Annotated in this window: 14 protein-coding genes; 3 read left to right on the forward strand and 11 right to left on the reverse strand. The window is 66.0% G+C overall.

What is annotated here, in order from left to right; genetic code table 11:
* The 5 genes from leuS to JHC36_RS02635 form a co-directional block, all read right to left on the reverse strand.
* Positions 1-1,445 (reverse strand): leucine--tRNA ligase (leuS, locus tag JHC36_RS02615; protein WP_287915493.1); only part of this gene is annotated, 1,445 nt, incomplete at its 3' end.
* Positions 1,446-1,587: 142 nt separating this feature from the next.
* A complete protein-coding gene (locus JHC36_RS02620) occupies positions 1,588-2,028 on the reverse strand; it encodes an ExbD/TolR family protein (RefSeq protein ID WP_287915495.1) in 441 nt (146 codons plus the stop codon).
* Positions 2,029-2,037: 9 nt separating this feature from the next.
* Positions 2,038-2,676: a MotA/TolQ/ExbB proton channel family protein gene (locus JHC36_RS02625; protein ID WP_124223002.1), complete on the reverse strand. Its 639-nt coding sequence runs from the start codon at positions 2,674-2,676 to the stop codon at positions 2,038-2,040.
* A gap of 17 nt (positions 2,677-2,693) precedes the next feature.
* On the reverse strand, positions 2,694-3,539 hold the full coding sequence (gene dapB, locus JHC36_RS02630) for a 4-hydroxy-tetrahydrodipicolinate reductase (protein ID WP_287915498.1): 846 nt from the start codon (positions 3,537-3,539) through the stop codon (positions 2,694-2,696).
* A gap of 67 nt (positions 3,540-3,606) precedes the next feature.
* Positions 3,607-4,146 (reverse strand): outer membrane protein assembly factor BamE, encoded by a 540-nt coding sequence (locus JHC36_RS02635; RefSeq protein ID WP_124223006.1) that lies wholly within the window; start codon positions 4,144-4,146, stop codon positions 3,607-3,609.
* A 57-nt stretch (positions 4,147-4,203) separates the two neighbouring features.
* Between JHC36_RS02635 and fur the strand changes: the two genes are divergently transcribed.
* The gene (gene fur / locus JHC36_RS02640; RefSeq protein ID WP_287915502.1) at positions 4,204-4,674 is read left to right on the forward strand and encodes a ferric iron uptake transcriptional regulator; all 471 of its coding nucleotides are present in this window, start codon (positions 4,204-4,206) and stop codon (positions 4,672-4,674) included.
* 15 nt (positions 4,675-4,689) lie between these two features.
* Here fur and hprK read toward each other — a convergent pair whose 3' ends face one another.
* The 6 genes from hprK to rpmH all read right to left on the reverse strand — a co-directional run bounded on the left by hprK (position 4,690) and on the right by rpmH (position 8,812).
* Entirely contained in the window at positions 4,690-5,640 is a 951-nt protein-coding gene (gene hprK, locus JHC36_RS02645; protein WP_124223010.1) for an HPr(Ser) kinase/phosphatase, read from the reverse strand.
* Positions 5,637-6,104 carry a PTS IIA-like nitrogen regulatory protein PtsN gene (ptsN, locus tag JHC36_RS02650; RefSeq protein WP_287915505.1) on the reverse strand — a complete coding sequence of 156 codons (468 nt, stop codon included), beginning with the start codon at positions 6,102-6,104 and terminating at the stop codon, positions 5,637-5,639. The genes hprK and ptsN overlap by 4 nt, the downstream gene beginning before the upstream one ends.
* A 63-nt stretch (positions 6,105-6,167) precedes the next feature.
* On the reverse strand, positions 6,168-7,838 hold the full coding sequence (gene yidC, locus JHC36_RS02655) for a membrane protein insertase YidC (protein WP_287915508.1): 1,671 nt from the start codon (positions 7,836-7,838) through the stop codon (positions 6,168-6,170).
* On the reverse strand, positions 7,835-8,215 hold the full coding sequence (yidD, locus tag JHC36_RS02660) for a membrane protein insertion efficiency factor YidD (RefSeq protein WP_124223015.1): 381 nt from the start codon (positions 8,213-8,215) through the stop codon (positions 7,835-7,837). The genes yidC and yidD overlap by 4 nt, the downstream gene beginning before the upstream one ends.
* Entirely contained in the window at positions 8,212-8,613 is a 402-nt protein-coding gene (locus tag JHC36_RS02665; RefSeq protein ID WP_287915511.1) for a ribonuclease P protein component, read from the reverse strand. The genes yidD and JHC36_RS02665 overlap by 4 nt, the downstream gene beginning before the upstream one ends.
* 64 nt (positions 8,614-8,677) lie before the next feature.
* Positions 8,678-8,812 (reverse strand): 50S ribosomal protein L34, encoded by a 135-nt coding sequence (gene rpmH, locus JHC36_RS02670; RefSeq protein ID WP_124223019.1) that lies wholly within the window; start codon positions 8,810-8,812, stop codon positions 8,678-8,680.
* A gap of 241 nt (positions 8,813-9,053) precedes the next feature.
* Here rpmH and dnaA point away from each other — a divergent pair, with 241 nt between their 5' ends.
* The gene (gene dnaA / locus JHC36_RS02675) at positions 9,054-10,421 is read left to right on the forward strand and encodes a chromosomal replication initiator protein DnaA (RefSeq protein ID WP_287915523.1); all 1,368 of its coding nucleotides are present in this window, start codon (positions 9,054-9,056) and stop codon (positions 10,419-10,421) included.
* Between the two features lie 126 nt (positions 10,422-10,547).
* A partial coding sequence (gene dnaN, locus JHC36_RS02680) for a DNA polymerase III subunit beta (RefSeq protein WP_287915517.1) occupies positions 10,548-11,192 on the forward strand: 645 nt, incomplete at its 3' end.

The following is an 11,192-nucleotide window of genomic DNA, read 5'->3' on the forward strand; positions in this document are numbered from 1 at the left end:
ACCAGGTCCTCGGGCAGCACGACCGGCAAGTCCTTCTCGGGCACGGGAACCGGGCCGCAGTGCTCGCAGTGGATGATGGGAATCGGCGTGCCCCAGTAGCGTTGGCGGCTGATGCCCCAGTCGCGCAGGCGGAAGGTCACTTTCTTTTCGCCCAAGCCTTTTTCGGCCAACAAGGCCGCCACCTTGTCCACCGCCGCCGCGTAGCCCAGGCCGTCGAGCACGCCCGAATGGATGCACACGCCGTGCTCTTTGTCGGCGTACCAGTCGGCCCAGGCCTCGGTCGAAAAGGTCTGGCCTTCGACCGCGATGACCTGCTTGATCGGCAGCCCATATTTTTTGGCAAACGCAAAGTCACGCTCGTCGTGCGCAGGCACGCCCATGACGGCGCCGTCGCCATAGCTCATGAGCACGTAGTTGCCCACCCACACCGGCACCGCCTCGCCGGTGAGCGGGTGCGTGACCACCAGACCCGTGGGCATGCCCTCCTTTTCCTTGAGCGCAAGCTCGGCCTCGGTGGTGCCGCCCTTCTTGCATTCCTCGATGAAGGCCGCGAGCGCCGGGTTGGACGCCGCCGCATGGGCCGCCAGCGGATGCTCCGGCGCCACGGCGCAGAAGGTCACGCCCATGATGGTGTCGGCGCGGGTGGTGAACACATACAGCCGGCCGTCGCCGATGAGCGCTCCGTCCGCGCCGCGGATGTCGTGCGGGAAGGCAAAGCGCACGCCTTCGCTCTTGCCGATCCAGTTCTCCTGCATCAGCCGAACCTTGTCGGGCCATCCGGTCAGCGTGGCTTTGGGATTGCCGATCTGCACATGGTCGAGCAGCTCCTGCGCGTAGGCGGTGATGTTGAGGTAGTAGCCCGGGATCTCGCGCTTTTCGACCAGCGCGCCGGTGCGCCAGCCGCGGCCGTCGATGACCTGCTCGTTGGCGAGCACGGTCTGGTCCACCGGGTCCCAGTTGACGACCTGCGTCTTGCGATAGGCGATGCCTTTTTCGAGCATCTTGAGGAACAACCACTGGTTCCACTTGTAATAGTCGGGCGAGCAGGTCGCGACTTCGCGGCTCCAGTCGATCGCCAGCCCCATGGCCTGCATCTGCCGCTTCATGTAGGCGATGTTCTCGTAGGTCCACTTCGCCGGCGGCAAGCCGTTTTTCAGCGCCGCGTTCTCGGCCGGCAGGCCGAAGGCGTCCCAGCCCATCGGCATGAGCACGTTGTACCCGTTCATGCGCAGGTAGCGCGTGAGCATGTCGTTGATGGTGTAGTTGCGCACATGCCCCATGTGCAGCTTGCCGCTCGGGTAGGGCAGCATGGAGCAGGCGTAGAACTTGGGGCGGGGCCGGCCCTGGGCGTCGGTGGCGTTCTCCGTCACGCGGTAGGCATCGCGCGCGGTCCAGTGCGCGTGCGCCGCACGCTCGACCTCTTGGGGTTGGTACTTGTCTTGCATGGCGAAATTGTAGGCGTTCATCCAGGGCCGACCGCTGGGCCAGGAACTTCAAAAATATGAGCAACCAAAGACCATTTCACGCGGGGAAACAGCCCAAAAAGGTTCCAACCCCGCTCGTGCCGGGCGGTGCGGGCTGCGCGGCTCAACGCGTGGGCGGCGGCGCGGCCTCGCCCGCGGGCGACGCGACGAAGGCGATCCGGCTGAGGCCCGCGGCCTGCGCGATCCCGATCACCTCGGCCACACGGGCATAGGGCACCGCACCATCGGCGCGCAGCCGCAGTTCGGTCGCCGGGTCTTGCGCGGCCTTCGCCGCCAGCCGCGCGCGCAGCGCATCGGCCTCGACCGGCAGGTCGTCGAGATAGAGCTGCCCCAAGGGGTCGATCGACACCGCCAGCGCCGACGCCGTCGCGGCATGCGTGCGCGTGCCTTCGGCTTTGGGCAGCTCGAGCTGCAAGGCGCTGCCCAGCAGCGGCGCGGTGACGATGAGAATCACCACCAACACCAGCATCACGTCGACCATCGGCGTGACGTTGATCTCCGAAAACGGCGCCGCCACCGGGCGAGATTCGAAACGTCCGAACATCGGTGCGGGTCAGTGTGTGAGCAACTCGCGCAAGTCGTGCGCGAAGCCTTCGAGGGCGCCTTCGAGCTCCGCGATGCGCCGGCCGAGCGCGTTATAGGCCAGCACCGCCGGAATCGCGACCGCCAGACCGGCAGCGGTCATGACCAAGGCCTCGCCCACGGGCGCGGCCACGCGCTCGATCGTCACCGCCCCACCAGCCCCCAGCGCCAGCAGCGCCTGATGAATGCCCCACACCGTCCCGAGCAGGCCCACGAAAGGCGCCGTCGCCCCGATGGTGGCGAGCACCACCTGCCCGCGCTGCAGGTTCGCCAAGGATCGATGCAAAGCCTCGCGCAGTGCGCGGGTCACCCGCAGCGCGGGATCGGCTTCGGCGGCCAGGCTGCCGCTGGGCTCTGGTGCGAGCGCCGCGTCGATCATGGGCACGAGCACCCCGAGCGTGTCGTAGCGGCGCGCCGCCTCGCGCCCTGCGCGCGCATCGGGCGACTGCCAGAACGCCGCGGTGCCCAGCGTCAGCGCCGCCCCGGCGCGCGGCAACACCGACAGCCGCCAGACGATCAGCACCCAGCTCGCCACCGACATCGACAGCAGCAACACAGCCACCGCGCGGGCGATGAAGTCGGCTTGGTTCCACCAGGCAAGCAGTGCCATGCGCGGCCTCGACCCGTTCAGACGCTCGGCGCGAGGCGCTCGAGGCCCAGCACGTCGCTCATGTCGTAGAGGCCGCTGGTGCGCGTGGCCAAAAAACGCGCCGCGCGCAGGCTGCCTTCGGCGTAGGTCGCTCGGCTGCTGCTCTTGTGGCTGATTTCGATGCGCTCGCCCGTGCCCGCAAAGAGCACCGTGTGGTCGCCAACGATGTCGCCGCCGCGGATGGTCGCAAAACCGATCGTCCCGGTGCGACGCTCACCGGTGTGGCCGTGCCGCTCGAACACCGCACACGCCTTGAGATCGCGACCGGTCGCGGCCGCGATCACCTCGCCCATTTTGAGCGCCGTGCCCGACGGCGCATCGACCTTGTGGCGGTGGTGCGCCTCGATGATTTCGATGTCGTAACCCTCGGAGAGCGCCTTGGCCGCGAATTCGAGCAATTTGAGCGTGACGTTGACACCCACACTCATGTTGGGCGCCAGCACGATCGGAATGTCCCGAGCGGCCTCGGCGATGCGGGCGCGCTCGTCTTCGGTGAACCCGGTCGTTCCGATGACCATGGCCACGCCGCGCGCGCGGCAGGCTTCGAGATGCTGCAGGGTCGCGATCGGGCGCGTGAAGTCGATCAAGACCCGCGCGTCGCGCAGCGCGGCATCGAGGTCATCCGTGAGGCCACACCCGCCGCTGCGCCCGACCAGCTGAGCCGCATCCTCGCCGAGGCGGGCATGGCCACTGCGCTCGAGCGCGCCGACGAGCACACAGTCGGGCGCGTCGAGCACGGCTTCGATGAGCATCTGCCCCATGCGGCCGGTCGCTCCGGCAATGGCGATGGGCAGGCGGTTCGAGGGGGTAGGGGAAGTCGACATGGGCAAAGAGGTTGGCGGCGGAACCAGGCCGAAAGAAACCCGGCGCCAGGCGCTGGTACGGGTGGGACTACGACGTCGGCTCGAGCGGCGGATAGCGCTCCGGCAGGGGGGCGCTCGGCGCCGGCTCGGACGCGGCGGGGCGGGGCGCCGGCAGCGCCTCCTCCGGGATGCGCAGGCGCGGCGGCTGGGCGGGCTTCGGGGGCTCCGGGTAGAGCCGGGCCACGAATTCGGACTCGCTGGGCAGCTCATCGCCCTCGAAGCGTTCGAGCAAGCCGTCTTTGAAAAAGACCGTCAGCCGGAATTCCTGCGCCGCCTCACCCGGGCGCCGCAGGTAAAACACATAATCCCAGCGGTGGTCGTGGAACAGGCTCGTCACCAGCGGCGAGCCCAGCAGGTCACGCACCTGCTCGCGGCTCATGCCGGGCTGCAGTGCAGCGGCCTGCTCCTTGGACACGAAGTTGCCTTGCACCAGCTCCGCACGGTAGGGTCGCACCACCGTGTCGATGCGCTTCAAACCGCTGCAGGCCGCCAGCGTCGAGATCGAAGCAGCGGCGACGAGGGCCAGCGCCAGCAGTCGCGCAGGGCGACGGTCGAGGGGGAACGTCATGGAGGAGCGAGGCATGCAGATATGATGGAACATTGTAAGCCGCCCCGGAAAACCGCCATGGCCCGCGCCGAAGACATCAAGAGCACCGGACTCAAAGCCACCTTGCCGCGCCTGAAGGTGCTCGAGGTGTTTCAGCGCAGCGCGCAGCGCCACCTGACGGCCGAGGACGTCTACCGCGCCTTGCTGCTCGAAAACGCCGACGTGGGTTTGGCGACCGTGTATCGCGTGCTCACGCAGTTCGAGCAGGCCGGCATTCTGTGCCGCAGCCACTTCGAGTCCGACAAGGCAGTGTTCGAACTCAACGAAGGCGAGCATCACGACCATCTCGTCTGCCTGGACTGCGGCCGCGTCGAAGAGTTCTACGACGCGCAAATCGAGCAGCGGCAAAACGACATCGCCCTCAGCAAGGGCTTTCGCCTCGCCGACCACGCACTGAGCCTCTACGCCCATTGCACGCGCGAAAACTGCCCCGATCGACCCGTCGCCGAAGCCCGCGGCAGCAACAGCCGCGGACGGACGGAACGCTGAAACTCTGCGGCCGCCTCAGCGGCCCGATTCCATCGCGCGCCGGTGACGCTCGACGAACTCTTGATACGTGTCGATGCCGCGCAGCTGCAAAATGGTGCTGCGCACCGCCGCTTCGACCAGCACCGCGATGTTGCGGCCGGCCACGACCTGGATCACGACTTTGCGCACCGGCACGCCCAGCACGTCCTGCGTCAGCGGCTCGTAGGGCAAGCGCTCGTAATCCCGCTCGAGCGTCTCGCGGCGCACCAGGTGCACGATGAGTTTGAGCCGCATCTTGCGGCGCACCGCCGTCTCGCCAAAGATGGCGCGGATGTCGAGCAAGCCGATGCCGCGCACCTCCAGCAGGTTCTGCAACAACTCCGGGCAGCGGCCCTCGATGGTGGTCTGGTTGATGCGGTAGAGATCCACCGCGTCGTCGGCGACGAGTCCGTTGCCGCGCGAGATCAGCTCCAGCCCCAGCTCGCTCTTGCCCAGGCCCGATTCTCCCGTGATGAGCACGCCCAGCCCCAAGATGTCCATGAACACCCCGTGCATGGTGATGCGGTCGGCAAAATGCTTGGACAAATACGCGCGCAGCACGTCGATCACGAAGGCCGACGATTCCTTCGTCGCAAACAGCGGAATCTGCGCCCGCTCGCACATCGAAATCAGCGCCTCGGGCGCGGTCTGCCCATCGCAGAGCACCAGCACCGGCGGCTCGAGCGTCACGATGCGCGCGATGCGCCGCGCGCAATCCTCGGGCGTGGCGTTGCTGAGGTAGGCGATCTCGCGCTCACCCAGGATTTGCACCCGGTAGGGGTGAATGTAATTGAGATAGCCGACCAGATCGGCGCCCGAACGCGCCTGCCGGATCGCCACTTCGTCGAACTTGCGCTCCGAAGCCCCCAAACCCGCAATCCACTCCCAGCGCAGCGAGGATCGGTGATCCTCGAACAGAAGGTCGGCGCTGATGACCGTCGGTTTCATGCCGCGTGGGCCGAATGCCAAGACGCGATCAGCGCGTGCAACTCTTCGGCACTCAAGCTGTGCTTGAGCCGGTCGCGCAGCGCGGCGTCGCTGAGCAGCTCGGCAATCTCGGAGAGGATTTCGAGATGCTTTTGCGTCGCCGCTTCGGGGACGAGCAAAAAAATGAGCAGCTCGACGGGCTGCTCGTCGGGCGCGTCGAAGCCGATGGGACGCTCGAGCCGGAACAACGCGGCCATCGGCGTCTTGAGCCCTTTGACCCGGCCATGCGGAATCGCCACGCCGTGCCCCAAACCCGTCGAGCCCAGCCGCTCGCGGGCAAACAGGCTGTCCGTGACCGCCGCGCGGTTCATGCCGTAGAGCGACTCGAAGAGCAGCCCGACTTCCTCGAAAGCGCGCTTTTTGCTGGTCGCGTCAACCCCGACGAGCACCTGCGACGGCGGAAGAATGGATGCGAGGCGGTTCATGGTCTGTAACGAATTATGCACGCGACCCATGATGCAACGGTGCGGAACTGCAGCGCCCGGCCATCAACGGAACTTGGGCAGATGCAGCTTCGGCGGCACGCCCATGCGCACGTTGATGATCCATTGCTGCACGATCGAGAGCACGTTGTTGGTGAACCAATAGAGCACCAGGCCCGAGGGCAAGAAGAAGAACATGACGCTGAAGATCAGCGGCATGAACCACATCATCTTGGCCTGCATGGGGTCGGGCGGCGCAGGGTTGAGCGCCGTTTGCAACAGCGTACTCGCCGTCATCAAGAGCGGCAGGATGAAATACGGATCGGGCGCCGAGAGGTCCTTGATCCACAGAATCCAGGGCGCGCCGCGCATTTCCACGCTCGAGAGCAACACCCAGTAGAGCGCGATGAACACCGGGATCTGGATCATGATCGGCAGGCAGCCGCCCATCGGATTGACCTTCTCCTCGCGGTAGATGCGCATCATCTCCTGCTGCATCTGCTGCGGGTTGTCCTTGTAGCGCTCGCGCAGCTCCATGATGCGCGGGTTGATCGACTTCATCTTCGCCATCGACGCATAGGCCTTGGCGTTGAGCCAGTAGAAGGCGATCTTGAGCAGCACCACGAGCGCCACAATCGACCAGCCCCAGTTGCCCAGCACCGCATGGAGCTTGTCGAGCAGCCAGTAGAGCGGCTTGGCCAGTATCGTCAGCCAGCCATAGTCCTTGACCAGCTCGAGGCCCGGGGCCAACGCTTCGAGCACTTTTTCTTCCTGCGGACCGACGAACAACTGGGCCTGGGCCCGCGCGGAAGCGCCCGGCGCCAGCTCGGCCAGCGGCGTGATCATGCCCACCGCGTAGAGGTTGTCGCCGACCTTGCGGACGAAGTTCTCACGCGGCGTGCCGGCGGGCAGGATCCAGGCACTGGCGAAATAGTGCTGCACCATCGCCACATAGCCGTCCTTGGCCTCGCGGACGAAATCGGCTTTGCCTTTGGAGATCGCGTCGAAATCGATTTTTTGATACTTGCCCTGTTCCGTGTAGACCGCGGGCCCGGTGAACGTCGAGTAAAAGCGCGATTCGCCCTCGAGCTTGTTGCCGTCGCGCACGAGTTGCAGATAAACCTTGGGCGCCACGGCGGCCGAGCCGACGTTGAGCACCTCGTGCGTGACGTCGATCGCGTACGAACCGCGCCGCAGCCGGTAGGTCTTGACGAGTTGCACACCGTCCTTGGGGTCGGACTCGAAGCGCAGCACCAGCTCATTGGCCCCATCGGCCAGCACCCGCTCGCCGCTGAAACGCATCGGCGTCTGGTGATTCGGCCCATGGGCGCCGACCAGGCCGGTCTGCGCCACGTAAACCCGCTCGGGGCTGAGTTCAAACAGCCGCTGCGGCCGGCTCGGGTCGGTGCGGTCGGGGTATTTCAAAAAGGCCGAGCCGACGATCGAGCCGCCCTCGGTGTCGAAGCTCAGTTCGAGCACATCGGTGCGCACGTCGATACGCTCCCGCGGCGCGGTGCGCACCGGAGGCTCGGCCGCCGCGACCGCAGCAGCGGGCGTCGCCGAAGGCACCGGCACCGCGCCCGAAGCGGCCCCGGAAGCCGCCCCCGAGGCCGCGGTGGTCGCGGGCGTGGGGAAAAACGTCGCCTTCTGTCCGTTGTAGACCTGCCATTGGTCCCACAACATCACCATCGAAAAGCCAAAGACCACCCACAGGATGGCGCGCCGAATATCGTTCATGAGCGTTTCGTTTCTCGCGGGGGATAGGGTTGTGGCACGACCGCGTCCGTTCGTGCCGAAGCGGCATCGCCCTCTGGGCCCACCGAAACGGCGGACTCGGGCGAAATCAAGCGGGAAAATAGGCGCGGCGGCTCGGCGGGCACGGGGTCACAGCCGCCGGCACACCAAGGATGGCAGCGCAGCAGCCGCCGCGTCATGAGATAACTGCCCGTGAGCGCCCCGTGGCGCTCGATCGCCTCGAGCGCATAGCGCGAACAACTCGGCTCGAAGCGGCAGGCATTGCCCAGCCAAGGACTGAGCATGAAGCGGTAGGCCCGAATCAGACCCAGGAGCACGCGCTGGGGCAAGCGCTGAAGCGAACGCCAAGCGGTCGTCATGAGGGCTGGCCTCCTGCAGCAGCTGCGCGGCGCAGCGCCAGACGCAGCAAGGCTTCGAGTTCGCTGCGCACGGCGCGCCGCAGCGGCTCGGAGGTCGCGCTCTCGAAAACTTTGGGATCGAACGGTGCGCATAAGCGCAAGACATAAGCGCCGGCGGGCGCCAGCGGCAGCGCACGTTCGCCGAGCTCGAGCATCTGCCGTCGGATCGCGTTGCGCGTCACCGCGCGGCGCGCCCAGCGCTTGGGCACGACCGCGCCCAAGGCATGACCTTGCGCGGCGTCGAGCCGGTGCAGTGCGAAATGGGCGCTGCGCACCCACACACCGGCCGCCAAAACCTGCTGGAACTGCGCACGGGTTTTGAGCCGTCCGACCGATGCGGACCGCGTCGGGCCATGCATCGGGGGCTCATCGACCGCAGCCGGCTGAGCGACGCGCACGGCGCAACGGACGATCGGGGGTGACTCAGACGGCGAGGCGCTTGCGACCTTTGGCGCGGCGCGCCTTGATCACGGCACGGCCACCGCGGGTCTTCATGCGAACGAGAAAACCATGGGTCCGCGCGCGACGCGTTTTCGATGGCTGATAGGTGCGTTTCATGGGGGTATCCTCGACGGGAAAACGTAGGGCAAAACAAACCCGGGCGACGAAAGTCGCTCAGGGAAAACGCGCGATTATCGCAAAATTCGGCCAAGCCGCCTCAAACCGGGGGCCTGAGGGTTTTCTCGGGCGATGTGGACAAGCGCTGCGTAGACTAGAATCCGCAGCCCTCGCGATCCGATTTATCCACAACATGCCCACCGCCCCCGCCTCCGCTTTGCTGCCTGACGGCTCGTCACCGATGGGGGCGCCTGACCTGTGGCAGGAGTGCCTGGAGCGCATGGCCCAGGAACTGCCCGAGCCGCAGTTCAACACCTGGATCAAGCCGCTCGGGGCGCAGGTCAGCGAGGATTTTTCCAAGGTCACGGTGTTCGTGGCCAACCGCTTCAAACTCGACTGGATCCGCGCCCAGTATGCGCAGCGCATCGCGCAAGTGCTGAGCGAGATTTATGGCCAGTCGGTGCATCTGGAGTTAGCGATCACTCCGCGTGAAGCTCCCGCGAAATCAAGCCCGATGCAGCGCGAAGCGCCACCGGCGCCCAGCGCAGAGGCCACGGCGGAGCCGGTGCCCGAGCCGCGCGCGGCGGCGCGCCACCGGCTCAATCCGTTGCTGACATTCGACACCTTGGTCGAGGGCTCGGCCAACCGCATGGCGCGTGCGGCGGCGCTGCATGTCGCGACCATGCCAGGCCAGATGTACAACCCGCTGTTCATCTACGGCGGCGTCGGTCTGGGCAAGACGCATTTGGTGCATGCGGTGGGCAACCGGCTGCTGGCCGACCGGCCCGAGGCCAAAGTTCTCTACATCCACGCCGAGCAGTTCGTCTCGGATGTGGTCAAGGCCTATCAGCGCAAGACCTTCGACGAGTTCAAGGAGCGCTACCACTCGCTGGATTTGCTCTTGATCGACGATGTGCAGTTCTTCGCCAACAAGGATCGGACGCAGGAGGAATTTTTCAATGCTTTCGAGGCCCTGCTGGCCAAGAAAAGCCACATCGTCATGACCAGCGACACCTACCCCAAGGGGCTGACCGACATCCACGAGCGGCTGGTCTCGCGCTTCGACGCCGGGTTGACGGTGGCGATCGAGCCGCCCGAGCTCGAAATGCGGGTGGCGATCCTGATCAACAAGGCGCGCGCCGAAGGCAGCGAAATGCCCGAGGACGTGGCGTTCTTCATTGCCAAGAATGTGCGCTCGAACGTGCGCGAACTCGAAGGCGCGCTGCGCAAGGTGCTGGCCTACAGCCGCTTCAACCAGAAGGAAATCTCGATTCAGCTCGCGCGCGATGCGCTCAAGGATCTGCTGTCGATTCAAAACCGGCAGATCAGCGTCGAGAACATTCAAAAAACGGTGGCCGACTTCTACAAAATCAAGGTCGCCGACATGTACAGCAAGAAGCGCCCGGCGAGCATCGCGCGGCCGCGGCAGATCGCGATGTATCTGGCCAAGGAGCTGACGCAAAAGAGCCTGCCCGAGATCGGCGAGCTCTTTGGCGGCCGCGACCACACCACGGTGCTGCATGCGGTGCGCAAGATCGCCGCCGAGCGCCAGCAACTCAGTGAGCTCAACCAACAACTGCACGTGCTCGAGCAGACGCTCAAGGGATGACGGCGGCGTGACGGGAGCCGTGGCCGAAGGCAACGCCGAATTGACGGAAAATGCGGCTTGGGTTTGCCCCTGCGCCCCCGTGCGGCCCCGAGACGGCTGCGGCGCCGACTCCAACCAGAGGAAGACATGATCGTATTGAAAGCGCGGCAAGATGCCGTCCTGGCCGCTCTGCAGGCCGTCTCCGGCATCGTCGAGCGGCGACACACGCTACCCATCCTCGCCAATGTGCTCATACGCAAAAACGGCGGCGAAGTCGAGCTGACGACGAGCGATCTCGAAATCCAGATCCGCACCCACGCCGAACTTGGGGGCGACCCCGGCCCCTACGCGACGACGGTGGGCGCGCGCAAGCTCATCGACATCCTGCGCACGCTGCCGGCCGATCAGACGGTGAGCCTGGAGTCGCAGCAAGCCAAGCTGATCCTCAAGGCGGGCAAGAGCAAGTTCACGTTGCAAACGCTGCCGGCAGAAGACTTCCCGCTGGTGCAGGAGTCGCCGACCTTCGGGCCGGCGTTCGAAGTGCCGCAAAGCACGCTCAAGAAGCTGCTTGCCGAGGTGAGCTTTGCGATGGCGGTGCATGACATTCGCTACTACCTCAACGGCATTTTGTTCGTCGCCGAAGGTAGCAAACTCGCGCTGGTCGCCACCGACGGGCACCGGCTGGCCTACTCGGCGGCCACGCTCGCGAACGAAGTGCCGCGTCAGGAAGTGATCCTGCCGCGCAAGACCGTGACCGAGTTGCAGCGGCTGCTGTCCGACGCGACCGGCGAG

This window comes from Tibeticola sp. (assembly GCF_022759015.1).
GTDB classification, from domain to species: Bacteria; Pseudomonadota; Gammaproteobacteria; order Burkholderiales; family Burkholderiaceae_C; genus Tibeticola; species Tibeticola sediminis.

Excerpts from the sequence above, each read along its gene's own strand:
- JHC36_RS02620 (WP_287915495.1), bottom strand. The coding sequence starts at position 2,028 with ATGTTCGGACGTTTCGAATCTCGCCCGGTGGCGGCGCCGTTTTCGGAG.
- JHC36_RS02625 (WP_124223002.1), bottom strand. The coding sequence starts at position 2,676 with ATGGCACTGCTTGCCTGGTGGAACCAAGCCGACTTCATCGCCCGCGCG.
- dapB (WP_287915498.1), bottom strand. The coding sequence starts at position 3,539 with ATGTCGACTTCCCCTACCCCCTCGAACCGCCTGCCCATCGCCATTGCC.
- JHC36_RS02635 (WP_124223006.1), bottom strand. The coding sequence starts at position 4,146 with ATGACGTTCCCCCTCGACCGTCGCCCTGCGCGACTGCTGGCGCTGGCC.
- fur (WP_287915502.1), top strand. The coding sequence starts at position 4,204 with ATGGCCCGCGCCGAAGACATCAAGAGCACCGGACTCAAAGCCACCTTG.
- hprK (WP_124223010.1), bottom strand. The coding sequence starts at position 5,640 with ATGAAACCGACGGTCATCAGCGCCGACCTTCTGTTCGAGGATCACCGA.
- ptsN (WP_287915505.1), bottom strand. The coding sequence starts at position 6,104 with ATGAACCGCCTCGCATCCATTCTTCCGCCGTCGCAGGTGCTCGTCGGG.
- yidC (WP_287915508.1), bottom strand. The coding sequence starts at position 7,838 with ATGAACGATATTCGGCGCGCCATCCTGTGGGTGGTCTTTGGCTTTTCG.
- yidD (WP_124223015.1), bottom strand. The coding sequence starts at position 8,215 with ATGACGACCGCTTGGCGTTCGCTTCAGCGCTTGCCCCAGCGCGTGCTC.
- JHC36_RS02665 (WP_287915511.1), bottom strand. The coding sequence starts at position 8,613 with ATGCATGGCCCGACGCGGTCCGCATCGGTCGGACGGCTCAAAACCCGT.
- rpmH (WP_124223019.1), bottom strand. The coding sequence starts at position 8,812 with ATGAAACGCACCTATCAGCCATCGAAAACGCGTCGCGCGCGGACCCAT.
- dnaA (WP_287915523.1), top strand. The coding sequence starts at position 9,054 with ATGGGGGCGCCTGACCTGTGGCAGGAGTGCCTGGAGCGCATGGCCCAG.